Source organism: Lederbergia lenta NBRC 16444 (genome assembly GCF_001591545.1).
Lineage (GTDB): Bacteria > Bacillota > Bacilli > Bacillales > Bacillaceae_C > Lederbergia > Lederbergia lenta.
In genome coordinates, this window is record NZ_BCVC01000002.1 from 384,335 (window position 1) to 410,455 (window position 26,121).

The 26,121-nt window shown below is 37.0% G+C and carries 27 protein-coding genes; 23 read left to right on the forward strand and 4 right to left on the reverse strand.

Annotated elements, in window-relative coordinates; genetic code table 11:
* The first annotated feature begins 45 nt into the window (after positions 1 to 45).
* From BLE01S_RS11755 to BLE01S_RS11765, 3 genes are all read left to right on the forward strand, one after another.
* A complete protein-coding gene (locus BLE01S_RS11755; protein WP_066141953.1) occupies positions 46 to 741 on the forward strand; it encodes a PepSY domain-containing protein in 696 nt (231 codons plus the stop codon).
* A 171-nt stretch (positions 742 to 912) separates the two neighbouring features.
* Positions 913 to 1,494, forward strand: coding sequence for a PepSY domain-containing protein (locus BLE01S_RS11760; protein WP_066141956.1), 582 nt, complete (start codon positions 913 to 915; stop codon positions 1,492 to 1,494).
* 169 nt (positions 1,495 to 1,663) lie between these two features.
* Complete coding sequence (locus BLE01S_RS11765; protein WP_066141959.1) at positions 1,664 to 2,137, forward strand: CarD family transcriptional regulator; 474 nt, start codon at positions 1,664 to 1,666, stop codon at positions 2,135 to 2,137.
* Between the two features lie 159 nt (positions 2,138 to 2,296).
* On the opposite strand, the gene BLE01S_RS11770 is transcribed toward BLE01S_RS11765, so the two are convergent.
* Positions 2,297 to 2,704, reverse strand: a complete 408-nt coding sequence (locus BLE01S_RS11770) for a VOC family protein (protein WP_066141961.1) — start codon at positions 2,702 to 2,704, stop codon at positions 2,297 to 2,299.
* A gap of 339 nt (positions 2,705 to 3,043) precedes the next feature.
* On the opposite strand from BLE01S_RS11770, the gene BLE01S_RS11775 reads away from it, so the two are divergent.
* The 3 genes from BLE01S_RS11775 to BLE01S_RS11785 all read left to right on the forward strand — a co-directional run bounded on the left by BLE01S_RS11775 (position 3,044) and on the right by BLE01S_RS11785 (position 6,853).
* A complete protein-coding gene (locus tag BLE01S_RS11775) occupies positions 3,044 to 4,762 on the forward strand; it encodes an ABC transporter ATP-binding protein (RefSeq protein WP_066141965.1) in 1,719 nt (572 codons plus the stop codon).
* Positions 4,759 to 6,558 carry an ABC transporter ATP-binding protein gene (locus BLE01S_RS11780; RefSeq protein ID WP_066141968.1) on the forward strand — a complete coding sequence of 600 codons (1,800 nt, stop codon included), beginning with the start codon at positions 4,759 to 4,761 and terminating at the stop codon, positions 6,556 to 6,558. The genes BLE01S_RS11775 and BLE01S_RS11780 overlap by 4 nt, the downstream gene beginning before the upstream one ends.
* Positions 6,559 to 6,634: 76 nt before the next feature.
* Positions 6,635 to 6,853, forward strand: coding sequence for a hypothetical protein (locus BLE01S_RS11785; protein ID WP_066141970.1), 219 nt, complete (start codon positions 6,635 to 6,637; stop codon positions 6,851 to 6,853).
* Between the two features lie 229 nt (positions 6,854 to 7,082).
* Here the strand turns inward: BLE01S_RS11785 and BLE01S_RS11790 are convergent, their stop codons facing one another.
* Positions 7,083 to 8,033, reverse strand: coding sequence for an urea transporter (locus tag BLE01S_RS11790; RefSeq protein ID WP_082788711.1), 951 nt, complete (start codon positions 8,031 to 8,033; stop codon positions 7,083 to 7,085).
* 409 nt (positions 8,034 to 8,442) lie between these two features.
* Here BLE01S_RS11790 and BLE01S_RS11795 point away from each other — a divergent pair, with 409 nt between their 5' ends.
* From BLE01S_RS11795 to BLE01S_RS11870, 16 genes are all read left to right on the forward strand, one after another.
* Entirely contained in the window at positions 8,443 to 8,745 is a 303-nt protein-coding gene (locus BLE01S_RS11795; RefSeq protein ID WP_066141975.1) for an urease subunit gamma, read from the forward strand.
* Between the two features lie 13 nt (positions 8,746 to 8,758).
* Positions 8,759 to 9,082: an urease subunit beta gene (locus tag BLE01S_RS11800; RefSeq protein WP_066141978.1), complete on the forward strand. Its 324-nt coding sequence runs from the start codon at positions 8,759 to 8,761 to the stop codon at positions 9,080 to 9,082.
* Positions 9,079 to 10,791 carry an urease subunit alpha gene (gene ureC / locus BLE01S_RS11805; RefSeq protein WP_066141981.1) on the forward strand — a complete coding sequence of 571 codons (1,713 nt, stop codon included), beginning with the start codon at positions 9,079 to 9,081 and terminating at the stop codon, positions 10,789 to 10,791. The genes BLE01S_RS11800 and ureC overlap by 4 nt, the downstream gene beginning before the upstream one ends.
* Positions 10,792 to 10,802: 11 nt before the next feature.
* Entirely contained in the window at positions 10,803 to 11,258 is a 456-nt protein-coding gene (gene ureE, locus BLE01S_RS11810) for an urease accessory protein UreE (RefSeq protein WP_066141984.1), read from the forward strand.
* The gene (locus BLE01S_RS11815) at positions 11,251 to 11,937 is read left to right on the forward strand and encodes an urease accessory protein UreF (RefSeq protein WP_066141989.1); all 687 of its coding nucleotides are present in this window, start codon (positions 11,251 to 11,253) and stop codon (positions 11,935 to 11,937) included. Before ureE ends, BLE01S_RS11815 begins: the two co-directional genes overlap by 8 nt.
* A 123-nt stretch (positions 11,938 to 12,060) precedes the next feature.
* On the forward strand, positions 12,061 to 12,672 hold the full coding sequence (ureG, locus tag BLE01S_RS11820; protein ID WP_066141992.1) for an urease accessory protein UreG: 612 nt from the start codon (positions 12,061 to 12,063) through the stop codon (positions 12,670 to 12,672).
* Position 12,673: 1 nt separating this feature from the next.
* A complete protein-coding gene (locus BLE01S_RS11825; RefSeq protein WP_066141995.1) occupies positions 12,674 to 13,498 on the forward strand; it encodes an urease accessory protein UreD in 825 nt (274 codons plus the stop codon).
* 226 nt (positions 13,499 to 13,724) lie between these two features.
* Positions 13,725 to 14,477: a DeoR/GlpR family DNA-binding transcription regulator gene (locus BLE01S_RS11830; RefSeq protein ID WP_066142000.1), complete on the forward strand. Its 753-nt coding sequence runs from the start codon at positions 13,725 to 13,727 to the stop codon at positions 14,475 to 14,477.
* Positions 14,474 to 15,397 (forward strand): 1-phosphofructokinase, encoded by a 924-nt coding sequence (gene pfkB, locus BLE01S_RS11835; RefSeq protein WP_066142003.1) that lies wholly within the window; start codon positions 14,474 to 14,476, stop codon positions 15,395 to 15,397. The genes BLE01S_RS11830 and pfkB overlap by 4 nt, the downstream gene beginning before the upstream one ends.
* Positions 15,394 to 17,274: a PTS fructose transporter subunit IIABC gene (locus tag BLE01S_RS11840; RefSeq protein ID WP_066142006.1), complete on the forward strand. Its 1,881-nt coding sequence runs from the start codon at positions 15,394 to 15,396 to the stop codon at positions 17,272 to 17,274. Before pfkB ends, BLE01S_RS11840 begins: the two co-directional genes overlap by 4 nt.
* 449 nt (positions 17,275 to 17,723) lie before the next feature.
* Entirely contained in the window at positions 17,724 to 18,740 is a 1,017-nt protein-coding gene (locus BLE01S_RS11845; RefSeq protein WP_066142010.1) for an ABC transporter ATP-binding protein, read from the forward strand.
* Positions 18,727 to 19,659: an ABC transporter ATP-binding protein gene (locus BLE01S_RS11850; protein ID WP_066142013.1), complete on the forward strand. Its 933-nt coding sequence runs from the start codon at positions 18,727 to 18,729 to the stop codon at positions 19,657 to 19,659. Before BLE01S_RS11845 ends, BLE01S_RS11850 begins: the two co-directional genes overlap by 14 nt.
* 5 nt (positions 19,660 to 19,664) lie before the next feature.
* On the forward strand, positions 19,665 to 20,627 hold the full coding sequence (opp4B, locus tag BLE01S_RS11855) for an oligopeptide ABC transporter permease (protein WP_066142016.1): 963 nt from the start codon (positions 19,665 to 19,667) through the stop codon (positions 20,625 to 20,627).
* A 28-nt stretch (positions 20,628 to 20,655) separates the two neighbouring features.
* Positions 20,656 to 21,564 carry an ABC transporter permease gene (locus tag BLE01S_RS11860; protein ID WP_066142020.1) on the forward strand — a complete coding sequence of 303 codons (909 nt, stop codon included), beginning with the start codon at positions 20,656 to 20,658 and terminating at the stop codon, positions 21,562 to 21,564.
* Positions 21,565 to 21,583: 19 nt separating this feature from the next.
* Positions 21,584 to 23,428 (forward strand): oligopeptide ABC transporter substrate-binding protein, encoded by a 1,845-nt coding sequence (gene opp4A, locus BLE01S_RS11865; RefSeq protein ID WP_411825136.1) that lies wholly within the window; start codon positions 21,584 to 21,586, stop codon positions 23,426 to 23,428.
* A gap of 88 nt (positions 23,429 to 23,516) precedes the next feature.
* Positions 23,517 to 23,969 (forward strand): GNAT family N-acetyltransferase, encoded by a 453-nt coding sequence (locus BLE01S_RS11870; RefSeq protein ID WP_066142024.1) that lies wholly within the window; start codon positions 23,517 to 23,519, stop codon positions 23,967 to 23,969.
* A gap of 31 nt (positions 23,970 to 24,000) precedes the next feature.
* Here the strand turns inward: BLE01S_RS11870 and BLE01S_RS20835 are convergent, their stop codons facing one another.
* Entirely contained in the window at positions 24,001 to 24,147 is a 147-nt protein-coding gene (locus tag BLE01S_RS20835) for a lmo0937 family membrane protein (RefSeq protein ID WP_111703517.1), read from the reverse strand.
* Between the two features lie 149 nt (positions 24,148 to 24,296).
* Here BLE01S_RS20835 and BLE01S_RS11875 point away from each other — a divergent pair, with 149 nt between their 5' ends.
* The gene (locus BLE01S_RS11875; RefSeq protein WP_066142027.1) at positions 24,297 to 25,742 is read left to right on the forward strand and encodes a phospholipase D family protein; all 1,446 of its coding nucleotides are present in this window, start codon (positions 24,297 to 24,299) and stop codon (positions 25,740 to 25,742) included.
* A 33-nt stretch (positions 25,743 to 25,775) separates the two neighbouring features.
* On the opposite strand, the gene BLE01S_RS11880 is transcribed toward BLE01S_RS11875, so the two are convergent.
* On the reverse strand, positions 25,776 to 26,093 hold the full coding sequence (locus tag BLE01S_RS11880) for a thioredoxin family protein (protein ID WP_066142030.1): 318 nt from the start codon (positions 26,091 to 26,093) through the stop codon (positions 25,776 to 25,778).
* Between the last annotated feature and the right edge of the window lie 28 nt (positions 26,094 to 26,121).

A 26,121-nucleotide genomic window follows, 5' to 3' on the forward strand; every position in this document is an offset into this window, starting at 1 on the left:
TTATTTAGTATGATCATATTAATAAATCTTTTTGGGGTGAGATAGATGAGAAAAGTAAATCAACGTCGTGTTGCTTTCGGTATAGTTGGAATTATATTACTGACCATCATTGTCTGGCAAGTGTGGGATCTATCTGCATCGGCCAAACCAATATCTGAATCTGAAGCAAAAAAATTGGTGACAGATAGGTACAGCGGTGAAATTATGGAAACAACACTTGTGAACGATGTATACAAAGTGATTTTTCGATTGGAAACCGGAACATATGATGTGCGAATAGACCGCTCAAGCGGTGAGGTGCTCGAAATTATTAGAATTATGGTGGAAGAAGAAAAGAAAAAAATGACGAGAGATGAAATGGAAAAAATTATAGAGAAACAACAAAAAGGAAAAATAAAAAGCCTTCAATTAAGAGAGGAGAAAGAACAAGTTTTTTATGATGCTGTTTTAGAAGGTAATGAAACAAAGACTATGATGACCCTTAACGCAGAGACTGGAGAAGTAGTTAGCACGAAGGAAGAAAAACTTCAAGTGAAAAAGAAAGTAGCAACGAGAATAACAGAAGCTGAAGCTGTTGAAATTGCTCTCGATACAGTAAGTGGAGAAGTAGATGATATAGATTTTGAGGAAGAGGATGGAGTGTATTACTATTTTATAGAAATAGAACAAAATGATGATCGAGAAGCAGAAATACAGATAAACGCAATTACTGGAGAGGTAATTAATATTGCTTGGGATTAGTAGGCATTTCATGTATGTAAGATCTGCAACTTAATAGGTTGTAGGTCTTTTCTGTTAACTGGGGAAAGTGAACCACAGTTTTTTTCTCATCAAATTCTCATCTTGTTATCTGATTGTCCTCATATTCACCAGTTATGATGTAAGTAGATCAAAAAGAGGAGGACATTACAAATGAAAAGAAACTTATTAATTGCTGGTGTAGTAGGATTTGTTATTTTGGGAGGCGCGGTTGGAGCAGGGGCTATTTCCAATTCAACTTCGCCTTCGACTGCACCTTCAACTTCAACAATGAATGCAAATAGTAAAGAAAACTCTTCCGTAATATCAATAGAAAAAGCAACGGAAATTGCGATTGGCGAGGTAGGCGGTGTATTAGATAGTGTGGAATTAGATAAGGAAAATGGTCGACTTATTTATGAAGTAGAGTTAGAATTGTCAGGCAATAACAGCGATGTAGACGTAGATATAGATGCTGTGACAGGTGAAATATTAAAAATTGATAGAGATGGAGAAGATGATTTTGACGATGATGATAACCATCAGCGAATTAGTAAAAATGTGAATATCTCTAATGAAGAAGCTATTTCAATCGCTCTAAAGGATACTCCAGGGAAGATCATAGATGTAGAATTCGATTCTGATGACCATGAATATGAAATTGAAGTGAAGGTAGACGATAAAGAAGTTGAGATAAAAGTCGATGCAAATACTGGAAAAATAATAAAAAAAGAGATTGATTATAGCGATGATTAACTAACAAAAAGCCTATCCGAGTGGGTAGGCTTTTTAGGGTGGAAAAGTAAAAGAAAAACAGAATAAAAAAGTGTTGACACTGATATGTGAACGTGATAAAATTATAAATTTGATAAAGGGATGACTATGTGCTATAATAAATATATAGCAAATCATAGGAGTGGATAACTTGTTTCATATTGGCGATAAAGTTTTTTATCCAATGCACGGTGCAGGTGTAATTGAAGCCATCGAAGAAAGAGAGATCCTAGGTGAAATGCAACAATATTGTGTTTTCACTATACCCTCGAGCAATATGGACGTAATGATCCCCATGAAGAATATGAGAAAGACGGGGATACGACAAGTGGTTGATCGGAATACAGTAAAAGAAATTTTGTTTGACTTTCACAATGCAGAACCTGATTGTCAGCTTCCATGGAAAGAAAGATTTAAACAAAATTCGGATAAAATGAAAACAGGCGAAATGCAAGATGGTGCCGAAGTTGTTCGGGATTTATTGTTTCGAATGAAAGAAAAACCGCTTAATGCAAGTGAAAAACAAATGTTCACTAACGCAAAGAAAATCTTGATTAGTGAACTCAGTTTAATTAAAGATATAAGTGAAATGCAAGCTGCTGACATGCTTGAAATAACACATTAATCAGTAAGTCTCTTCTTAGTTGAAGAGACTTTTTTGTTTTACTATAGCAAGCATCAGCTTTAATTCAATAAGAAACAGTCGAATATTAATATTAAAAGTTGGTGGCTACTTGTTCCAACGTAGTTAAGATGGGGCATGTGTATAGCATCAAATATTAAATTAGTTATTTGTATAGCTTAAATCCCAAACTATGCCAAATGGATCTTTGACTTTCGCATATTTTGCACCCCAAAATGTATCCTGTAATTCTTGTACAACTGTACTATTTACATATAAGCGATCATATATCGTTTGCAATTCCTCTTCCCTTTCAAATTCAAGGACAAAAGAAATATTGTTGCCAATTGAAACGGAATGGCTTGGAAAAGCGTCAGAAACCATTAAGTAGAATTCGTCTTTTTGAAATTTCCCATGTATTATCTTCTCATTAGCTTCGGGTGGGGTTGGATAATTCGCTTCGCCATACGTTTTGAGCTCCAAAATTTCACCGTTAAATATATCCTTGTAATACTCCAGTGCTTCTCTTGCATTGCCATCAAATGTGAAATAAGGGGTTGTTTGTTTCATTTTCAACACTCCCAACGTTATATTTATGTATTATTATAGCTCCTTTGATACTAAATTATATTTTGTATCAAAGGAGGAATTAATTTATATGAATGATATTACTGCAAATAGGCAGGTGTTTATATACAACAAGTCGAAAAAGTAATATTCATAATAATACTTTTCAATTGCTATTAAGAGAATCTATTTAGAAGCTATCATGTGATTTAAGTTCTGAAAGATATGAAACTCTGTTACTTCCCACTCGTTAATTACGAAATAACATGATGGATATCATTTGTTTTCTGGTGGTAGATGGTTACAATAGAACTACGTAAAAAGTAAGGATGTGTTGCTAAAATGATGAAGCATATTAAGCCGTATTCTTTCCAGATATTCATGGTTGCTATTTTAACACTTGGAGGTATTTTGCTTGAGCTGCTGTTACCAACATTGATGGCCAATGTTGTGGATATCGGAATTGTGAATGGGGATATGCCTTATATATTGAAAACGGGTGGTTGGATGATTGTTTGTGCAATAGCAGCGGTCATACTGACGGTTGCAGTCTCATTTTTTGCATCGAAGGTGGCTTTAGGCTTCAGTAAAGATATGCGGCGAAGCTTATTTGTTCATGTTGAAAACTACTCTTTGCAAGCCTTTGATAAAATTGGCACAGCCTCATTGATTACTCGAACAACGAATGATGTGAAACAAGTTCAAGATGTTCTACATATGATGCTTAGAATGATGACGAGGGCGCCATTGATGCTAATTGGTGGTATTATTCTAGCTATTTCGAGAGACCCAGGCTTATCACTTATTTTCTTGGGAGCATTGCCTGTTTTGGCCATATTGATATTTATTATTTCTAGAAAAGCAATTCCGCTCTTTGGCGCATTGCAGAAAAAAACTGATCGACTGAATTTACTTGTGCGAGAAAATTTGATAGGGATTCGAGTTGTCCGGGCATTTAATCGGGTTGGTTATGAAAAAAAACGATTTAATACAGCGAATGAAGACTTCCGTGATACAGGTATTCAAGTAAATAAAATTATGGCTCTGCTTTTTCCTGTAATGATGATCGTCATGAATTTTACAAATATCGCAATCGTTTGGTTTGGAGCGGTCCGGATTGATCAAGGGTTAATGCAAGTAGGAAATTTAATGGCGTTTCTACAATATGCAATGATGATCTTGTTTTCTTTGATCATGCTCTCCATGGGCTTGATTATGATTCCGCGTGCGCAGGCATCCGTTAAAAGAATCAATGAAGTCTTAAGGATGGAGCGAGTGATTAATGATCCTGAAAATCCATCAGAGGTAGTGTCATCATATGGACATGTGGAATTTAAGGATGTCACTTTCCGATATGCAGGTGCGGAAAAACCAGTATTGCATCATGTTTCTTTTCAAGCAAGACCGGGAGAAACGACTGCAATTATTGGTAGTACAGGCTCCGGGAAATCGACACTTGTAAAGCTTATTCCAAGGTTTTACGATGTGGAAAAGGGAACGGTACTAGTTGATGGCGTGGATGTAAAAACAATGACACAAAAAGCGCTAAGAGAAAAAATTGGGTATGTCCCTCAAAAAGCGGCTTTATTCAGTGGTACAATTGCAGAAAATCTTCGTTTTGGAAATAGAGCTGCTGATGAGGCTGAGATGATTGGTGCTTTAGAGACGGCGCAAGCGATCGACTTCGTCATGGAAAAAGAAGATGGAATGGATGCGAATATTGAGCAGGCTGGTGCCAATTTATCAGGTGGACAAAAGCAGCGGCTTTCCATTGCTCGAGCTTTAGTTAGAAAGCCGGAAATTTACATTTTCGATGATAGTTTTTCGGCGCTTGATTATAAAACAGACGCGAAACTAAGAGCTACCTTAAAAAAAGAAACGAATCATGCGACAATCATTCTCGTTGCCCAACGTGTAAGTACTGTTATTGATGCTGATCAAATTATCGTTTTAAATGAGGGAGAGATTGTTGGGATCGGTACTCATAATGAGTTGCTGGATGATAATGTTATTTATCAGGAAATTGTTTCATCACAGCGAACAGAGGAGGAGGGAGCATGAGCAAAAACAAACATATTGGTATGCATGGAGAAAAACCAAAGGAATTTAAAAAAACACTTTGGAGATTGCTCGGATATTTGAAACCGCGTAAGTATCAATTAATATTTGTTGCAATTGCAGCTATATTTTCCACCTTATTCAATGTGATTAGCCCCAAATTATTGGGAGATGCCACGACGTCTATTTTTACTAGTATAACAAAGGGATTAAACATAGATTTTAGTTTTTTAAGCAAGCTATTAATGCTATTGCTTGGTTTGTATATTTTATCTGCACTCTTTGCTTATTTGCAACAGTATATTATGGCTGGGGTATCGCAAAAAACAACTGCTGAACTTCGTAAAGACGTAAACGATAAATTAACCCGACTTCCACTGCGCTATTATGACCAAAATCCACATGGTGATGTGTTAAGTCGTGTTATTAATGATATTGATAATATTAATAACTCACTGCAACAGGCATTATCTCAAATCATTACATCGGTGATTTCTATCATAGGTACGATCATTATGATGTTGATTATTAGTCCGTTGCTAACACTGGTTGTATTGGTTACCATTCCGTTAAGTGCATTTGTAATCCGTTTTATTGCTTCCTATTCACAAAAGCATTTTGTGAATCAACAAAAAGAACTTGGTCAGATTAACGGGCATATTGAAGAAATGTATTCTGGTCATCAAGTAGTGAAAGCATTTGGGCATGAAGAAGCGGCCATTGAAAAGTTCGATGAAATGAATGAAAAACTTTATCATTCAGGATGGAAAGCACAATTTATTTCAGGAATCATGATGCCTTTAATGACATTTGTTGGTAATTTAGGTTATGTGTTTGTCAGTATTGGCGGAGGGCTTCTCGTATTAAATGGTAGTATCAGAATTGGTGATGTGCAGGCATTTATTCAGTATTCACAACAATTAACACAGCCGATGGCTCAAGCTGCGGGAATTGCCAATATGATTCAGACCGCACTTGCGTCTGCTGAGCGTGTATTTTCTTTATTGGATGAAGAGGAAGAGCGGAAGGAAACACCTGCTTCAGTTGATCTTAAGCAAATATCAGGTCATATTACTTTTGACCATGTTCGCTTTGGATATGAACAGAATCAACCTATTATTAAAGATTTGAGTCTTGATGTGCAGCATGGACAGACCATTGCGATTGTTGGGCCAACTGGTGCAGGAAAAACAACGATTATTAATTTATTGATGAAGTTTTATGAGCTAGATAGTGGGAAAATCATGATTGATGGGAAAAGTTTAAGTGATTTGTCACGTGAACAAGTGCGCTCGCTGTTTGCGATGGTTCTTCAAGATACATGGTTATTCAATGGCACGATTCGTGATAATATTGCATACGGGCGTGCGGAAGTGAGTGAGGAAGAAATAATAGAAGCGGCTAGAAGTGCTTTTGCAGATGATTTTATACGGACATTACCTGCTGGATACGATACGATTCTAGGTGAGGATGCCGCTAATATCTCTCAGGGCCAAAGACAATTGATTACAATTGCAAGAGCGATTTTAGCTGATCCGAAAATTTTAATTTTGGATGAAGCTACGAGCAGCGTAGATACGAGAACAGAGATGAATATTCAGAGCGCAATGAATCTGTTAATGGCTGGACGAACAAGTTTCGTAATCGCCCATAGACTTTCTACGATTCGAGATGCTGACATAATCCTAGTAATGAATGAAGGAGATATTATCGAAAAAGGTTCTCATGATGAGCTCATTGCTCAAAATGGATTCTATGCAGATCTATATCGGAGTCAATTTTCAGCAGATGTAGGATAAAATAATATAAATGGTTTAAAAGGTGCAGATGTGGGAAATCTAAATATAAAGGGAATAGTAGGAGGCTGGTGCCATCATGATTGAAGAATTTGAAGTGAAAAAGGAAGTCTTTGAAAACTTGCCTCATGGTTTGACTCATTTTGAGATTAGTTTGGATGGCAGAAGCTATGAAGGCCATTACAGAAATGGTGATGTAAATTGGTTTCATCCACAGCCGGAACAAGAAAATCATGAAATGCCAATTGAAGAAGTAGAAGCTGAAGTTCAAAGAATAATAATTGAATATATTCATTAAAATGGAAGGTCGCTGATAGAGTCAGCGACCTTTTTCTATCAAGCATTAAACTTTTCTTCACGAGTATTTCGCGCATGTCAGCCAGTAAGTTTTTCATAATCGTCATACTAAGTCAACAACGGTCAGGTAGCACGGGAACCATTTCACTTAGTCTCATAAATGCAGAGCAAAAAGACAACTTACTGTGAAGATTGAAGATTTCTCATTTAACTTAAGTGAATATATTTTATTATAAATTACGTAGCACTTTCCGAGAGCCAATAAATAACCAAGTACATAAAACGAATGGTAAGGTTAGCGGCGGAAGGCCAAAAGGTAATAGCCATGTGTCAACGCTAGCAGTAACAAGTACGCTTGCCATTGCCGCAATTGTCCCGGCAAATGGGAAGATACGTTGGCGAACGTTATACACAGAGCCGACTGCAATCATAGAAAGGACAGCATTATAGCTGTACAGACCCAGATTCAATAACTTGACATCTGCTCCAAGGAAATAGGCAACGAGCCAGGAAACAGCTGTTGCAAACAAAGTATAGACTCCGTATTTCCAGCCAGCCCAAAATACAGCAATTAATATGAAAACCCCTGACCAAAATACATCAATTAAAAAAACTTCTGCTACGCCTTTAATTAAACCTCTAATTAATTGAGGACTTCCTGAGGCATCCAACTCCCACTGAGACAATGATTGTGGTACCAAATCGGAACTTAATTTAAAGGTAGTAAACCGATAAGCTGAAAGCAATAAAAACCATGTCATGATAATAAAAGGGAATGTTAATACCGGATATGCGAATTTTTTTGCAGCATGCATGAAAGCAGCCGTTAATAATGCTGATACTGCCGCTCCGGCCATTGCGATAATCCAGCGTATGCCCCCTTCCATAAACATCATAATTGCTATTCCGGTTAATACAGAGTTAAAGCCAAATAATCCTATTTGTACTTGTTTCTTATCTGCCCCTCCCAAATCACCAACTAATGTACCAATGGCCGATGATATAAAAGCTATTAATGCAAGTGTTGGAGAAGCGATAGCAAGGCCGATCAAAATGATAAGTCCTGACACAGCATTTTCAAGTAATATAACTTGCGAAACTCCTTTTAAAGAAGCTGGAATCAATGATAAATAGTGGTTGCTGTTAAAGAACTTATCTAATTTATATTGCAAATGAAACATCTCCTTAGATGATAAGTGTACGGAATTGATATATTTTTTAGCAATAGAAGTTATTGGTTAATTTATTCCATCCTTATAAGGACATTAGTAATTTACTTAATAAGGAAGCGAGATGCGTAAACCTTGACTTAATAAGCTTTTACTATTAAAAATAGATATAAGGTGAAGTAATTATTTTAACAGTAGTATCTATTTTAATCCACCGCAAAAATAGATTGTTACAAATAAGATAATAATGTTTGTTTAATGAAAAGATGGGAAAACTAATTATTGGACTTCTAATATCTTTTTAAATTAAATAACAAAGCTTCACTTTATATAGCTAGTTACTACTGACACTTTCGCTTTAGTTCTTACCTGAATTGAAAGAACATTGCAACACTGTCATAAAGGATAGGAGGAAAAAGAGATGCATTTATTACCACGTGAACAGGAAAAGTTGATGATTGTGGTCGCGGCTGATTTAGCAAGGCGCCGTAAGGAAAGAGGACTAAAGCTTAATCATCCGGAATCCGTAGCTTTAATTACATATGAGCTTTTAGAAGGTGCAAGAGATGGGAAATCTGTTGCAGAGTTAATGCAATATGGGGCAACGATCCTATCTTCAGAAGATGTAATGGAAGGCGTTCCAGAGATGATTGATGATATTCAAGTGGAAGCTACATTTCCTGATGGAGTAAAGCTTGTAACTGTACACAATCCAATTAGATAGGAGGAAGTCGCCTGTGAAACCAGGAGAGTATATATTGCTTGATGAAGACATCATTTGCAATGAAGGGAAAGAAACAAAAAAAATAACAGTTGTAAACGTAGGGGACCGTCCAATTCAAGTAGGTTCTCATTTTCATTTTTTTGAAGTAAATGAATCGTTACAGTTTGACAGGGATGAGGCGTTTGGATTTCGTTTAAATGTTCCAGCTGGAGCTGCTTTTCGGTTTGAACCTGGTGATCCAAAGGAAGTGGAACTCGTAGTTTTAGGCGGAGAACGCAAGGTATATGGGCTAAATGAGAAGACAGAAGGATCAGTAGATAGGAGGAAAAATTCATGAGTTTTCGCATGTCGAGAAAACAATACACAGATATGTACGGTCCGACAACTGGTGACGCGGTTCGGCTTGCAGATACAGACCTATTCATTGAGATTGAAGAAGACCGCACTCTCTATGGAGAAGAAGTAGTATTTGGTGGTGGGAAAGTTATTCGCGAGGGTATGGGGCAACATCCGTTAGCTGTTCGTGGAGATGATATTCCAGATTTAGTTATTACAAATATTATCATTTTAGATTATACAGGGATTTATAAAGCAGATCTGGCTATTAGAGATGGGAAAATTTTTAAGATTGGTAAGGCTGGAAACCCGTTGATTCAAGACAATATCGATATTGTTATTGGAGCGGCAACAGAGGTAATTGCTGGAGAAGGAAAGATTGTGACAGCCGGCGCCATTGATACCCATGTCCACTTTATTAATCCTGACCAAGTCGAAACAGCGTTGACAGCAGGTACAACCACTTTAATTGGTGGTGGGACGGGCCCAGCAGAAGGATCAAAAGCAACAACGGTTACACCAGGTCCTGCAAATATTCATCGCATGCTTGAAGCGGTGGAAGGGTTACCGATTAACGTTGGCTTACTTGGAAAAGGCCATGCGGCAACAGAAGCGCCACTAGCTGAACAGGTTGAAGCTGGGGTTATTGGTTTAAAAGTGCATGAAGACTGGGGAGCAACATTCTCCTCCATTGATAACTCATTAAAAGTTGCTGATAAATATGATGTACAAGTTGCTTTACACGGAGATACATTAAATGAAGGTGGTTTTGTCGAAAATACAGTAGCCGCATTCAAAGATAGAGTCATCCATTCCTTTCACACAGAAGGTGCAGGAGGCGGTCATGCTCCTGACATTATCAAAGTCGCGAGTTATATGAACGTTCTTCCTGCTTCCACTAATCCGACGCTCCCATTTACAGTTAATACAATCGATGAACATTTAGATATGTTAATGGTATGTCACCATTTGAATCCAGATATTCCAGAGGATGTTGCCTTTGCCGATTCAAGAATTCGTGCTGAAACGATCGCGGCAGAAGATATTCTTCAAGATATGGGTATTTTTAGTATTACGAGTTCGGATGCGCAAGCAATGGGTAGGGTTGGAGAAGTGGCAATTCGAACATGGCAGGTCGCTGATAAGATGAAGAAACAAAGAGGAAAAATGGCTGGAGACAATGGGGTTGGTGATAATACCCGCGTGAAAAGGTATGTAGCTAAATATACAATTAATCCAGCAATTGCTCATGGTATTGGTGAATATATCGGATCAATTGAAGAAGGTAAGTATGCCGACCTAGTCATTTGGAGTCCGAGATTTTTCGGCGTGAAGCCAGATATGGTTTTGAAAAATGGAATGGCTGTCACTAGTCTTATGGGAGATCCCAATGCATCCATCCCTACTCCGCAGCCGTATAATTATCGTCCGATGTATGCGACTACTGGGAAAGCTTTGTATAAACATTCGATTACCTTCGTGTCGCAAGCAGCATATGATGCAGGCATTAAAGAAAAGCTTGGTTTAGAAAAAGTGATCTTACCAGTTCATGGTATTCGTAATTTGACGAAAAAGGATATGAAATTGAATTCAGAGACACCAGAAATTACCGTGGATCCACAAACATATGAAGTGAGAGTAAACGGAGAGTTACTTACATGTGATCCAGTTGATGTCGTACCAATGGCACAGCGATACTTTTTATTTTGAGGTGAGAAATAATGATAATTGATCATATTGTTACGCATATTGATGAAATGGATAAAGATCAGCTTGCGAAATACCATAAAGAAAAAGTGTATTTGGAAAGCAGTGATCTAGTTAAAAGAATTCAAAGAGTTAAGACAGACCATGGTAAGGAACTTGGTATTCGTCTAAAGGATGCTCGTGATTTGGTAGCGGGTGATGTTTTATTTATGGATGATCATAATATGATCGTTGTCGATGTTATGCCTGATGATTTGCTTATTATTAAACCACGTACGATTCAGGAAATGGGAAATATTGCTCATCAGCTTGGGAATCGTCATTTACCTGCGCAGTTTGAAGGCGACGAGATGTTTGTTCAATATGATTATCTTGTAGAAGAATTGCTTCAAGAGTTAGCCATTCCTTTCGAACGTGAAAAAAGAAAAGTAAAACAAGCTTTCCGTCATATTGGTCATAGTCATGGATAATTATTTACTTGCCTTGTTTCAGTTGACGGATTCGCAGCTTCCGACAGGAGCATTTAGCCATTCATATGGGATGGAGACATACATCCAAGAGGATAAAGTCAAGGATGCAGAATCGTTTAAAACATGGCTTAATATTTATCTAGACGAACAGCTGAAATATTCAGACGGCCTCGTTAGCCGTCTTGTATATGAAGCGATAGAGCAAGAAGATTTTGAAGCAATTTGGAAGCTTGACCGTTTGATCACCGTACAAAATCTACCACGGGAAGTTAGAGAAGGCAGTTATAAAATGGGTGAACGCATGTTAACTCTTGGTTTATCTCTTTACGATTTCCCGCTACTATCCGAATATAAAGACAGAATATCTGCCAATCTATCATCCGGACATCCGGCTATCGTGTTCACAATGATAGCTTATTACTTGGAAGTGCCGAAAGTAAGTGCCATATCTGCTTATTTATATTCTTGTTTATCGGGTATTGTTCAAAATGCAGTTCGAGGAATTCCTCTTGGTCAAACCGCTGGGCAAAGAATTCTTAGAGATATTCAGCCTTGGCTCCTTGAAACAGCTAAAAGTACTGAGGAATTAACAATAGAAGATTTTGGCATAACTGCGCCAGGAATAGAAATTTCACAAATGAAACATGAACGGCTTAATATTAGAATCTTTATGTCTTGAAAAGATTGGTTAAAAAGTCCGGGAAAAATAGCTGGGTGTTTATTATGAGCTAGTGTTCTTGGAACTTCTCGGCTCTTTTTTACCTCTCAATTGAACTTTTATTTGAAAGAGGAGTGTTTATATATGGAACCAATTAAAATCGGTGTAGGTGGGCCAGTTGGTGCTGGTAAAACGATGCTTGTAGAAAAATTAACTCGTGCCCTTGAAAAGGAACTAAGTATGGCGGTGGTTACCAACGATATTTATACAAAAGAAGATGCTAAATATTTAATGAATCATGGTGTCCTTCCATCAGACCGAATTATCGGGGTTGAAACAGGCGGTTGTCCGCATACTGCGATTAGAGAAGATACATCTATGAATACAGCAGCAATTGAAGAGTTGCAAAAAAAGCATACTGATCTTGATATCATTTTTGTTGAAAGTGGTGGAGACAATCTTGCTGCAACATTCAGTCCAGAGCTCGTGGATTTTTCCATTTATATTATTGATGTGGCGCAAGGTGAAAAAATTCCACGTAAAGGTGGACAAGGGATGATAAAATCAGACCTTTTCATCATTAACAAAATAGACTTAGCTCCTTATGTTGGTGCCAGTTTGGAAGTGATGGAATCAGATACGAAAGTTTTCCGAGGAAATAAACCATTTGTATTTACAAATTTACAAGACAATACGGGGCTTGATGAAGTAATCGATTGGATCAAGAAAAATGCACTTTTAACGGGTCTTCAGTAAAATGAGTAAATGGACAGGGGAATTAAGGTTAACTGTTGAAAAGAAAAACAGTAAAACGATCCCAAAAAATGTATATTTTCAAGGAGCATTTAAAGTAATGCGCCCTCATTACTTAGATGAGTCTGGCCAGGTTACTTATTTCCTCATTAATCCTGGTGGTGGATATGTGGATGGTGATACATACCGAATGGAGATTGAAGTGGAAGAAGAAGCAGAACTTTTGTTAACTACCCAGTCCGCTGCAAAGGTATATAGAACACCTCACTTACCTGTGATTCAGGAAACAGAGATTACATTGAAAAAAAATAGTGTTTTCGAATACATTCCTGATCCTTTGATTGGGTATCGGGACGCACGATATAAACAAAAAAATGTCATTCGGATGGAGAACGGTTCAACACTTATTTATAGTGATATGCTAACACCTGGTTGGTCTCCAGAAGGGGATTTATTCAGTTATGAGCAGCTACAACTCATAAATGAAATTTATTTAGAAGATGAGCTTATCGTTTTTGACCATTTAAAATTAGAACCAAAACGCCAGCAAATAGAATCGATCGGGTTGATGGAAGGTTATACACACCTAGGATCTATGATTGTTGTATGCGACAAAGCGACGAGCGAGTTTCTTGACGAACTATATGCACTATTGGGGGAAGTCGCGGGAGACTGCAAGTTTGGTATATCTCAACTCGCGGTTTCTGGCTTTACTTTAAGAGTTTTAGGTGAATCTACCCAAGCAATTGAGAAGATATTTATGGAGTGTCACCGATTCATCCGAGAACAATGGTTTAATAAAACAGCAGTATTCTTAAGAAAATATTAAATTCCTAAAAGCCCTTTGAGAAATGAAAGTTCTCAAAGGGCTTTTGCTATTTCCAAAGATCAATATTATAAAGCTAATTCAATTAATGAAAGATAGGTTTGAATAAAATACGATCAAAAACAATCAATATATGACGTATAATGACGGAATTAGACAAATTATGATTGAAAAATATCTGCATTCGCCTTAAAATAAGAATATGTAATAAAAGAGTGAGGTGAAAGATTTGTTAACACCAGAACGCCATCTAGTAATTTTACAAAAATTAAAAGAAAAAGGCACTGTGAAAATACAAGATTTAGTTGAATCAACTCTTTCATCAGAATCGACTATCCGGAGAGATTTAACGCAGTTAGAAGAAGAAAATCAATTGAAGCGGATTCATGGCGGTGCTTCTGTGATGCAAGGAAAACGGATAGAACCGAGTATGGTAGAAAAATCATCCAAAAATCTTCAAGGTAAACAAAATATTGCTCGATATGCTGCAAGTCTAGTACAACCTGGTGATTGTATATATCTTGATGCTGGATCAACTACCGCCGAAATGATTCACTTTCTTGACGATATTGATTTGGTAGTCGTCACAAATGGGCTAACACATATTGGTGCATTACTTGAAAAAGGTATTTCTACTTATTTAATCGGTGGATATGCTAAACAACGAACAAAAGCGACCATTGGTAGAGGTGCACTATTAAATTTGGATCAATATCGTTTTGATAAATGTTTTCTTGGGGTAAATGGGGTTCATCCAGATGTTGGATTTACTACACCTGACCAGGAAGAAGCAATGGTTAAAGAGAAGGCTGTTTCACTCTCAAATAAATGTTTTGTCCTAGCAGATGATTCTAAGTTTGGTGAAATTGCTTTCTCAAAAATCGTAGATCTCCATAAAGCAGTCATTATTACAAACAAGCTTACAGAAGAAGTAATGTTGCAATATCAAGATAAAACAAAAATAAAGGTTGTGAAGGAATGATATATACACTTACATTAAATCCCTCGATTGACTACGTTGTTGAGCTGGATCAATTACAACTAGGAGAATTAAATCGAATTCGGAAAGAAACGAAATTCCCCGGTGGAAAAGGGATCAACGTATCTAGGATTTTGAAAAGAGTGGGAATAGAAAATAAAGCGTTAGGATTTATCGGAGGATATACTGGCCAATATGTAGAAGCGTATTTAAAAGATGAAAATATTCAAACTGATTTTACAAAAATTGAGGAAGAAACTCGTATAAATATTAAATTGAACACCGAAATGGAAACAGAATTGAACGCGGCAGGCCCTAAGATCACTTTAGAAGAGTACGAGATGTTAAAGCAGAGAATACAGGGGTTGAGAAGTGGTGATTTTCTCATTTTGTCAGGGAGCATCCCAGCTACACTACCAAATACTACATATGAGGAGCTTGTTCAAATTTGTAGAGAACGAAAGGTGGAGTTCCTTGCAGATGCGGAAGGGGAATTATTGAGAAAAGTTCTTCCCTATAAACCATTCTTGGTCAAGCCAAATCATCACGAACTAGGGGACTTATTCAATACTGTGATTAGAAATGCAGAAGAGGCTATCCCATATGGACGAAAGCTAATTGATATGGGGGCGAAAAATGTAATCGTTTCTTTAGCTGGTGAAGGTGCCATCTTAATTAATAAGGAAGAAGTATTTAGTGCTAATGTACCATTTGGTGACGTGAAAAGTTCTGTAGGTGCAGGGGATTCACTTGTTGCAGGCTTTATAGCACAGTTTACTAAGACAGCCAATCTGGAAGAAGCTTTTCAATATGGAGTAGCATCAGGTAGTGCAACTGCATTTTCTTTAGGTCTTTGTACTGAAGCCAAAATTGAAGCACTCTTGCCACAGGTTATAGTGAAACAAAGGGGAGAAAATAGATGAGAATTACGAATTTATTAACAAAAGAGACAATTATTCTTTCCTTACAAAGTGTCAACAAAGCGGATGCGATTGAAGAGCTCGTCAGTAAGCTTGATTATGCTGGAAAGCTATCTGATCGTGAAAAATTTAAAGAAAGTATTATGGATAGAGAAAAGCAAAGTACTACAGGTATTGGTGAAGGCATTGCTATTCCTCATGCGAAAACAACAGCGGTGAAAGAACCTGCCATTGCTTTTGGAAAATCAGTGACTGGCATAGAATTCGAATCACTCGATGGAAATCCTGCACATTTATTTTTTATGATTGCCGCACCAGAGGGCGCAAATAATGCTCACTTAGAAGCCCTTGCTAGACTATCTTCTATTTTAATGAATGAGGAAGCGCGAAAAGAGTTAATGAATGCTAATGATGAAGCCGATATTATTAAAATTATTAACAGCTTTGATGAAGAAAAGGAAGATGATATCCAAACATCAAATGAAGAGGCCCTGCAAGCTAGTGTAATTGCCGTGACAGCTTGTCCTACTGGAATTGCACATACATATATGGCAGCCGATGCATTAAAAGCAAAAGCTGCGGAATTAGGTGTTTCGATTAAAGTTGAAACCAATGGTTCAGGGGGAGCAAGAAATGTGTTAACGGCTGAAGATATTGAAAAAGCGGCAGCTGTAATAGTTGCGGCTGATACGAAAGTAGATACAGATCGTTTTATTGGCAAACCCGTTATTAAAGTGCCTGTTGCAGAAGGGATTCGTAAGCCACAAGAATTGCTCGAACGGGCTATAAAACAAGATGCTCCAATATTTAGTGGTAGTGGGAGCAATCGTATGCAAGATGGAGAAGCAGAAATAGTAAAAAGTAAGAAATCATATTTTTATCAGCATCTAATGAATGGTGTATCCAATATGCTACCATTCGTAGTTGGCGGTGGAATTCTGATTGCTATTTCTTTTATGTTTGGCATCCATTCAGCTGATCCGACAGATCCCTCTTATAATGCTTTTGCAGCCGCTTTAAATACCATTGGCGGTGGTAATGCTTTTGGCTTAATGATCCCAGTACTTGCAGGATTTATTGCAATGAGCATTGCAGACAGACCCGGGTTGGCGCCAGGAATGGTCGGCGGATTACTGGCTGCCACGGGAGAAGCAGGTTTTCTCGGCGGATTAATTGCTGGATTTTTAGCAGGATACATCGTTTTACTTTTGAAAAAGCTTTTTGCAGGATTGCCATTATCTCTTGAAGGAATAAAGCCGGTTCTTCTTTATCCACTCTTTAGTATCTTTTTAACTGGAATGATTATGTTATTTGCTGTTATTGATCCTGTCAAAGCAATAAATACAGGACTAACAAATTGGCTTAATGGATTTGGAACTGGTAATTTGGTATTGATGGGCATGATACTTGGTGCTATGATGGCGATTGATATGGGAGGGCCAATCAATAAAGCTGCTTTCACTTTTGGAATAGCTATGATTGATGCTGGTAATTATGCCCCACATGCTGCGATCATGGCTGGAGGGATGGTACCACCACTAGGTTTAGCGCTCGCTACAACTATCTTTAAAAGTAAGTTCACTAAACAGGAAAAGGACGCAGGGAAGACTAATTATATAATGGGTGCAACTTTTATAACGGAAGGGGCCATTCCATTTGCAGCTGCTGACCCAATGCGTGTCATTCCAGCTGCAGTGGCTGGTTCAGCTGTAGCAGGGGCATTATCCATGGTATTTAAAATTGGCTTACCAGCCCCACATGGTGGCTTGTTCGTAGTCCCTATTATTGAAGGAAATATCCTTTTGTATATACTAGCTATTTTGGCTGGAACTATAGTTACTGCCCTTATTGTTGGTATACTAAAAAAAACGATTAAATAGAAATGAGACAGCGTATCATAGCGCTGTCTCATTTCTATTTAATACTCTATTATTCGAATATAAAAAGTTATTGCTTTTTTAAAATAACTCTCTTATAATGAATTTAATTCGATATTCTAAATATATATTTAACTACTGAAAAGCTTTACTGTGGTACAGATTATATAAAGTAGTAGAAAAAACAGGTACAAAGAACTAAGTGCGTGAAGTTAACTTCTAGTATATTAAAATAGTATATTAGAATACCTATACTACCTTCCTAGATAATAGTACACAGAAAATTATAAACTAGAGAATGCTTTAGTTAAATTTTATTTTTTAGGTTAATTAGTCAGAACATTCGGATTCGTAGGTACCTTTTAACAGATATTAGGAATAGAGAAAATAGACGTGAATAAGTTATAGTGATAGTATTCAGAATACATTAACTTTTTGGTAGGGTGATTAATTTGAATAGGGAATTATTAAAAATAAAAAATTTGAAAACATCTTTTCGAATTAAAGATCATTATTATGCTGCCGTAGATGATTTATCACTAACTGTATTTAAAAATGAATTGCTTGCAATTGTGGGTGAATCAGGATGTGGAAAAAGTGCGCTCGCATTTTCAATTATGGGTTTGCACAATCGTGCGAAAATTGAAGGTAGCGTACTATTTAAAGACCAAGAAATTGCTAATATTTCCTCCGCGAAGTTGAATAAATTGCGAGGAAAAGAAATGGGGATGATATTCCAAGACCCACTCACTGCGTTAAATCCTTTAATGATCATTGGAGAGCAAATTGCGGAGATTATCTATTTACATGATAAGAAATTGCCGAAAAACAAACAAAAAGAAAAGGTTATTGCCCTGTTAAATAAAGTGGGGATCCCTCGACCTGAACATACGTATGAACAATTTCCACATGAACTATCTGGTGGGATGAGGCAAAGGGTTGTCATTGCAATGGCGATTGCAAACGAGCCTGAATTATTAGTTGCCGATGAACCTACAACAGCACTTGATGTAACGATTCAATCACAAATTCTTGATTTAATCAAAGAACTAAAAGAAGACAGTAATGCTGGGATTATCCTTATTACACATGATTTAGGCGTTGTAGCTGAAATGGCTGATAGGGTTGCGGTCATGTACGCAGGTCAAATAGTGGAAATCGCAGATGCATACACATTGTTCGAGAATCCATTACATCCATATACAAGGTCATTGTTAAATTCGGTCCCAAATTCATTAGAAGTGCAATCAAAACTTCATGTTATAGAGGGGATTGTACCATCATTGCAAAAGTTACCTCGTGAAGGATGCAGGTTTAGTGCAAGAATCCCATGGATAGATCCTTCAGCACATGAAGAAAATCCAACATTGCATGAAGTTAGCCCAGGTCACTTCGTACGCTGTACTTGTTATAAACAATTTTACTTCCCTGATAAAAGCAAGGAGGCACAGCGCAATGGCGTTTCTTGAAGTAAAAAATCTTAAAGTGCATTTCCCGGTTAAAGGCGGTTTATTTGGTAGAACGGTTGATCATATTAAAGCAGTTGATGGAGTAAATTTTACAATTGAAAAAGGGAAAACCTATGGTCTTGTTGGAGAATCAGGATCTGGAAAGACGACGACTGGAAGGGCAATCATAGGATTGAATAATATCACTTCAGGTAATATTAAGTTTAATGGACAGGACATAACTAACTTACGCCGTACGGATATGGACGTGCGTAAGGATGTACAAATGATATTCCAAGATCCATATTCATCATTGAACCCGAAAAAACGTGTTTTAGATATTGTGTCAGAACCTATTATCAATTATCAGAAACTTACGAAGAGTGACTTAAAAAAACAAGTACAAGAATTAATGGAATTGGTAGGATTAAGCCCGGATAGTATTTATAAATATCCTCACGAATTTTCAGGTGGACAAAGGCAACGGATTGGTATTGCCCGGGCGATTGCTTTAAGGCCAAAGTTGATTATTGCTGATGAACCGGTCTCTGCCCTTGATGTATCTGTTCAGGCGCAAGTACTGAATTTCATGCAAGATATTCAAAAAGAGTTAGGGCTTACTTATCTTTTCATTAGTCATGATCTTGGAATTATTAAACATATGTGTACTGAAATCGGCATTATGTATAAAGGGAGATATGTGGAACAAGGAACAACAGACGATATATTTAACCATCCGCAACATATATATACAAAGCGTCTTGTAGCAGCAATTCCTGATATTAATCCGAGAAACCGTGATCGTCAACTTCAATTCCGACAAGAAGTGAAAGTGGAGTACGAACGATCATATCATGACTTTTTTGATGAAGAGGGCTTAGCATATAAATTACAGCCCATATCTGACACACATTTAGTGGCATTGCCTGGGAGAGGTTGAATAATATGTGGAAATTCACTGTACGGCGTATTGGAATTATGATTCCTCAAATTATATTACTTAGTATATTGATATTCATTTTGGCAAAAATGATGCCCGGCGATGCACTAAGTGGAATGATTGATCCCAATGTTGATCCGTCCACAATAGAGGCACAAAGGGAAAAGCTCGGCTTAAATAATCCTTGGTATATCCAATATATAGATTGGTTAAAGGGAGTGATTCAGGGAGACTTTGGACAATCATTCCGTTTTAAAATGCCTGTCACCGAGTTGATATCTCAAAGACTTATTAACACCATTTGGCTTTCCGTTGTGACATTGATCTTAACCTATTTAATTGCGATACCACTTGGAATTACAAGTGGACGTTATAACGATACATGGGCAGATCGCTTAATAACTGGATACACATATATTGGTTTTGCGGCCCCATTATTTATCTTTGCACTAGTGATGCTATGGATGTTTGGATTCAATCTAGGATGGTTCCCTACAGGAGGAAGTGTAAAGCCAGGACTAACTCCAGGTACTTTTGAATATGTTATTAGTAAAATCAACCATTTATTACTCCCGGCGTTATCAATGGCATTAATTGCAACGGTTTCTACGGTGCAATATTTAAGAAGTGAAATTATTGATATAAAGCAGAAGGATTTTATACTTACTGCCAAAGCGAAAGGTGCTTCTGAATCTCGAATTTATAATCGTCATATTTTAAGAAACTCGCTATTACCAATTGCTGCTTTTTTCGGATACGAAATTACTGGTTTAATCGGAGGGACTATTTTTATTGAAAATATCTTTGGTTACCCTGGTATGGGACAGTTGTTTTTTGAATCCATACTATTAAGGGATTATAGTGTCGTTACTTCCGTTGTTTTGCTCTTCGGAATCGCTTCTATAATAGGGGCGTTAATTTCAGATATTATACTAAGCCTTATAGATCCACGTATTCGTATTAAATAAGATTCGATAGACTCAGAGGTGGTTAAGATTGGAAACGAACAATGTGCAATTACTGGATAATAGCCATGATACTAATAGAAGTCCATCTGGCTGGCGAATTTTGTGGCGTGAAATTGTCAGGGATAAATTAGCCTTTATCTCGTTAATTTTTATTATATTAGTTGTCGTATTCGTATATGGTATTTCGCTTATTTTAGATCAGAAAGAAATTGTTACTGTTGATTTATTCTCTATTCATAAACCTCCTTCTTCGGAATTTTGGTTAGGTACGGATCACGGTGGACGTGATGTATTTGGCCAGCTCATTGTAGGGACGCGCAATTCCTTATCGATAGGCATACTAGTAACCTTAATGACAGGAGTAATAGGAATTGGATTTGGCTTGGTTTCTGGTTACTTCGGAGGAACCATTGATAATATATTTATGCGTATTCTTGACTTCTTTATGATTTTACCATTTCTTATGATTGTTATTGTGTTTGCGGCAATCGTACCGAAATATAGCATTCTATCATTCTCATTAATTATGACAGCTTTTTTATGGATGGGTATAGCACGCTTAATTCGCTCTAAAACTTTGCAAGAAAAAGAACTTGACTATGTTCAAGCTTCGAAAACATTAGGATCATCTGAATTTAAAATTATGTTTACGCAGGTTTTGCCAAATTTAAGTTCGATTATTATCGTAACAATGACATTGAATTTAGCGGCTAATATTGGTTTAGAATCAGGGCTGTCCTTCTTGGGTTTTGGTTTTCCAGAGAGCACACCGAGCCTTGGAACGCTTGTTAGTTATGCAAGAAACCCGCAAACACTTGAATTTAGATGGTGGATCTGGTTACCTGCATCAATGTTAATCCTAATATTGATGTTGAGTATAAATAATGTAGGTCAAGCGTTAAAACGTGCGACTGACGCAAGGCAAAGAAGAGGATAAAGAAAGGGGAGAGGTTAATATGTATAGAATGAAACATGCTAGCAAAGTTCTATTCGCGCTTATGCTTGTATTATTATTTGCATTAACAGCGTGTAATAAAACTGATTCGGATGCAAAGCCGAAGGATGAAGGGAAAAAGACGGAAGAGGGTAAGAAAGAGAACGCTAAAGGGGAAGAACAGCTATACTCTATCGACGACTTCAGTAATATTAAAACGAATGAAGGAGAAGCAATGGAAGGCGGCTCCTTTACCTTTGGACTCGTTTCCGACACTGCTTTTCAAGGTACATTGAACTTTAACTTCTATTCAGGTGACCCAGACGCACAGGTGCTTGAGTGGTTTGACGAAGGAATGTTAACTTGGGATGAAAACTATGTATATACGAATGACGGTGCTGCAACATATGAGGCATCTGAAGATGGAAAAACATTTACATTCAAGATTCGTGACAATGTAAACTGGCATGATGGTGAGCCTGTTACAGCTGAAGACTGGTTATTTGCTCATGAAGTAATTGCTAACAAAGATTATGATGGTCCACGTTTTGACTCTACATTGAGAAATGTAGTCGGAATTGAAGATTATCATGAAGGAAAAGCTGATACCATTTCCGGTATTGAAGTAGTGGATGAAAAAACACTGAAAATTACGTACATTGAAGCAACACCATCACTTATAACAGGTGGTATTTGGACGTATCCATTGGCGAAGCATATCTTTGGGGATATGCCAGTTAAAGATATCTCTTCATCTCCAGAAGTACGTGAGAATCCAATTGGTTTTGGTCCATTTAAAGTAGAATCAATTGTTCCAGGTGAGTCAGTCACATATACAAAAAATGAAGATTACTGGCGCGGAGCACCGAAGCTTGATAAAGTAACGTTAAAAGTTATTAATCCAAATGTTGTTGTTCAATCATTGAAAAAAGGTGAAGTGGACACAGTTGATAAGTTCCCAGTGGATCAATTCCCGGCCAATGCTGAATTATCTAATGTAGAATATTTAGGTGCTATTGATCGTGCTTATTCATATATTGGATTTAAACTAGGTACTTGGGATAAAAAAGCAAAAGAGGTTAAAACAGATCCTAATGCGAAAATGGCAGATGTGAATTTACGTAAAGCAATGTGGCATGCTGTTGACAATAATGCTGTAGGCGATAGATTCTATCATGGTCTTCGTTGGGCTGCTACAACATTGATTCCTGCTTCACATCCAGAATATCATGATGAATCAAACCCAGGTGCACCATATGACCCTGAGAAAGCAAAACAAATTCTTGAAGATGCAGGCTATAAAGATGTTGATGGTGATGGTATCCGTGAAGATAAAGAAGGTAACGAGTTAGTCATTAATTTCGCCTCTATGTCAGGTGATGAAGTAGCTGAACCATTAGCTAAATATTACATCCAAGCATGGGAAGCTGTTGGCTTGAAAGTGGAACTATTGGATGGGCGTTTACAAGAATTTAATAGTTTTTATGAAGGTGTAGGAGAAAAAGGGGATGACAATCCTAACATTGACATTTATGCTGCTGCTTGGGGTGTAGGTATTGATGTGGATCCTAGTGGGCTTTATGGTCGAGATGCTATTTATAACTTCACACGTTGGTCAAGTGAGGAAAATGATCGTCTGCTAGCCGAAGGTATTTCTGAAGCTGCGTTCGATCCAGAAAAACGTAAAGAAATTTATAAAGAGTGGCAACAACTTATGACCGATGAAGTACCAGTTTTCCCAACATTGTATCGTTCCGTCTTGGTACCTGTTAATAATCGTGTGCATAACTATGCAATTGGTGATGGAACTGGGATGTATAAAAATGAAATTGAAGTAACTCAAGAAGAACCACTTGCTGAAAAATAAGATACACAGAGAAGACTCAGTAGATGAGTCTTCTTCTACTTTTTTATGAAAATTCATCATTTAAATATCTGAAGAGGAATGAAAAGAAATGGAATGGATAATTAAAAGATTTAACGAATTAACTGTAAGTGAGTTGTATGATATTTGTAAAGAACGGGTCAATATATTTGTAGTGGAGCAACAGTGTCCCTATCCCGAATTGGACGATTTAGACAAACAAGCATGGCATTTATATTTACTGGCAGCGGATGGAATTACCGCATATCTACGTATCCTTCCAAAAGGAACCGCGTACAAAGAACTTTCTTTAGGCAGGATTATCGTCAATAGGCAACATCGAAAACAAGGTTTAGGTAAAGAGCTAGTAGAAAGAGGATTGCAGTTTGTAAAGGAAGAATTATCGGAAGATGTTGTCAGGATTCAGGCCCAAGCTCATTTACAAAAGTTTTACGGAGCATTTGGATTTACAGGAGTGTCAGACATATATTTGGAAGATGGCATCCCGCATCTGGATATGCTTCTCTACATACATAATACATAATAAAGGCCACTCCAAGGGGAGTGGCCTTTATTTACTTGGCTCGACGACCAGAAATCATATTGAAGATAAAGACGATTAGTGCCACAACTAATAAGATGTGAATTAAGCCTCCGCCTACTTTAGTTATAAAACCTAGTAGCCAAAGTACAATTAGTATTCCGATTATAGTCCAGAGCATATAGATCTTCCTTTCGATAACAATTTAATTGCTTAACTATAATTTACCCAATGAAAGATAAATGAAACCAAATATATTTTTTAGGGATGGTTTTTAGAAGATTGATAAAGGGAAAAGCCAGATATAGCGTTCCATTCTGGAGGATAGAGATGGTTAATAGAAAACTAAATAAAAGAAATATATTGGCACTGTTGATTTTAATATTTTTAATCGTCTATATTGGTACGATTGCTTATCATGAAAATAAAACTTTGCCAAATGGGATTTCCTATGAAGGGGATATTCACTATTTGTCAGATGAAAGTGTAAGCTTTTTATATGATTTAACATATAAAGATGGAGGGAACACGAAAAAGGAACAGCAACTTTTTAAGCGGATTTTTACGGCAATAGATGAAGCGGAACAATTTATTGTATTGGATTTATTTTTATACAATGCTTATTATGATAAAGGCTTAAATTTTCCTAAGCTAAGTTCTACTTTGACTAACAAGTTAGTTACAAAGAAATTAAAAAATCCTAATATGGAGATTATCTTAATAACAGATGAGATTAACACGTCATATGGATCACATGAAAATAAACAATTTGAAAAGATGAAGAGAAATGGAATTGATGTATTACATACTGATCTGGATACTTTGCGAGATTCAAATCCGTTATACTCTGCTATTTGGAGAATGTTTTTTCAATGGTTCGGACAAAGTGGAAAAGCTTATATTCCAAATGCAATGGCAGACCAGGCACCGCGAATGACAATAAGATCATATTTAAAATTAATGAATGTGAAAGCTAATCATCGAAAAACAATTGCAACGGATAAAACAGCGATCATATTATCAGGCAATCCACATGACGCAAGTGCTAATCATTCAAATATTGGTTTTGAACTTAATGGCCCGATTATTGCGGATTTATTGAAATCAGAGCAAGCGGCTGCAAATTTAGCTGGAGGAAAGAAATTACCTGGTTATCATTATGATCAAAGTCACACACCAGGTCCACTTGCTGTTCAACTAATAACAGAAGGGAAGGTCTTTAAAGCAGCACTTAATGCCATTGAATCTGCGGGGGATGGTGATGAGGTTTGGCTCGCAATGTTTTATTTAGCAGATCGCAAAATCATTAATTCATTACTTGCAGCTCACGAAAGAAATGCTGATATTAAAATTATTTTAGACCCAAATGAGAATGCATTTGGTGCGAAGAAAACGGGTTTGCCTAACCGGCCAGTAGCGAGAGAGTTAGATCAAAAAACGAATAGTGGAATTCAAATTCGTTGGTATAATACGACAGAGGAACAATATCATCCGAAATTAATGTATATAAAGAAGAAAGAAGAAGCGATCATTATTGGAGGATCGACAAACTTTACTAAAAGAAACTTAGATGATCTTAATTTAGAGACGAATGTATTGATTAAAGCACCGAATGATACGAAGATTATAACGGATCTCGATCATTATTTCCATCGCCAGTGGGATAATGAAAACGGCGATTTTACTCTTGACTTTGATACATATCAAGATGAGTTAACACCTATGCAACGAATTATATATTTAGTACAGAAAGGTCTCCATTTCACTACGTATTAAAGGGACAAGATCGTTTCGATCTGTCCCTTATTATTATTTCACACTAGCGAGAAATTCATTTACTTGCTCTGGTGATTTGGCATTTGCACTATGCAAATGTGCTGTTTTTTCACCGTCTTTAAAAATGAGTAGGCTTGGAATACCCATTACATCATATTTTTCACCAATTTCTGAGAATTCGTCGCGATTCATTTCATACCATTTATATTGGGGATTATTTTCAATAACATCGCCAATAAACATATCCATTACTTTACAATCAGGACACCAGTCAGTTTCGAATTTTACGATTACAGGATCTGACCCGGAAATTAGTTCATTAAATTGTTCAGTGCTTTTAATTGTTTCCATCGTGTAAAACCTCCTTTTCATCTATTGT

What these genes read in the sequence shown, in the direction of transcription:
- BLE01S_RS11755 (WP_066141953.1), top strand. Translation starts at nt 46, where the DNA reads ATGAGAAAAGTAAATCAACGTCGTGTTGCTTTCGGTATAGTTGGAATT.
- BLE01S_RS11760 (WP_066141956.1), top strand. Translation starts at nt 913, where the DNA reads ATGAAAAGAAACTTATTAATTGCTGGTGTAGTAGGATTTGTTATTTTG.
- BLE01S_RS11770 (WP_066141961.1), bottom strand. Translation starts at nt 2,704, where the DNA reads ATGAAACAAACAACCCCTTATTTCACATTTGATGGCAATGCAAGAGAA.
- BLE01S_RS11775 (WP_066141965.1), top strand. Translation starts at nt 3,044, where the DNA reads ATGATGAAGCATATTAAGCCGTATTCTTTCCAGATATTCATGGTTGCT.
- BLE01S_RS11780 (WP_066141968.1), top strand. Translation starts at nt 4,759, where the DNA reads ATGAGCAAAAACAAACATATTGGTATGCATGGAGAAAAACCAAAGGAA.
- BLE01S_RS11785 (WP_066141970.1), top strand. Translation starts at nt 6,635, where the DNA reads ATGATTGAAGAATTTGAAGTGAAAAAGGAAGTCTTTGAAAACTTGCCT.
- BLE01S_RS11790 (WP_082788711.1), bottom strand. Translation starts at nt 8,033, where the DNA reads ATGTTTCATTTGCAATATAAATTAGATAAGTTCTTTAACAGCAACCAC.
- BLE01S_RS11795 (WP_066141975.1), top strand. Translation starts at nt 8,443, where the DNA reads ATGCATTTATTACCACGTGAACAGGAAAAGTTGATGATTGTGGTCGCG.
- ureC (WP_066141981.1), top strand. Translation starts at nt 9,079, where the DNA reads ATGAGTTTTCGCATGTCGAGAAAACAATACACAGATATGTACGGTCCG.
- ureE (WP_066141984.1), top strand. Translation starts at nt 10,803, where the DNA reads ATGATAATTGATCATATTGTTACGCATATTGATGAAATGGATAAAGAT.
- BLE01S_RS11815 (WP_066141989.1), top strand. Translation starts at nt 11,251, where the DNA reads ATGGATAATTATTTACTTGCCTTGTTTCAGTTGACGGATTCGCAGCTT.
- ureG (WP_066141992.1), top strand. Translation starts at nt 12,061, where the DNA reads ATGGAACCAATTAAAATCGGTGTAGGTGGGCCAGTTGGTGCTGGTAAA.
- BLE01S_RS11825 (WP_066141995.1), top strand. Translation starts at nt 12,674, where the DNA reads ATGAGTAAATGGACAGGGGAATTAAGGTTAACTGTTGAAAAGAAAAAC.
- pfkB (WP_066142003.1), top strand. Translation starts at nt 14,474, where the DNA reads ATGATATATACACTTACATTAAATCCCTCGATTGACTACGTTGTTGAG.
- BLE01S_RS11840 (WP_066142006.1), top strand. Translation starts at nt 15,394, where the DNA reads ATGAGAATTACGAATTTATTAACAAAAGAGACAATTATTCTTTCCTTA.
- BLE01S_RS11850 (WP_066142013.1), top strand. Translation starts at nt 18,727, where the DNA reads ATGGCGTTTCTTGAAGTAAAAAATCTTAAAGTGCATTTCCCGGTTAAA.
- opp4B (WP_066142016.1), top strand. Translation starts at nt 19,665, where the DNA reads ATGTGGAAATTCACTGTACGGCGTATTGGAATTATGATTCCTCAAATT.
- opp4A (WP_411825136.1), top strand. Translation starts at nt 21,584, where the DNA reads ATGTATAGAATGAAACATGCTAGCAAAGTTCTATTCGCGCTTATGCTT.
- BLE01S_RS11870 (WP_066142024.1), top strand. Translation starts at nt 23,517, where the DNA reads ATGGAATGGATAATTAAAAGATTTAACGAATTAACTGTAAGTGAGTTG.
- BLE01S_RS20835 (WP_111703517.1), bottom strand. Translation starts at nt 24,147, where the DNA reads ATGCTCTGGACTATAATCGGAATACTAATTGTACTTTGGCTACTAGGT.
- BLE01S_RS11875 (WP_066142027.1), top strand. Translation starts at nt 24,297, where the DNA reads ATGGTTAATAGAAAACTAAATAAAAGAAATATATTGGCACTGTTGATT.
- BLE01S_RS11880 (WP_066142030.1), bottom strand. Translation starts at nt 26,093, where the DNA reads ATGGAAACAATTAAAAGCACTGAACAATTTAATGAACTAATTTCCGGG.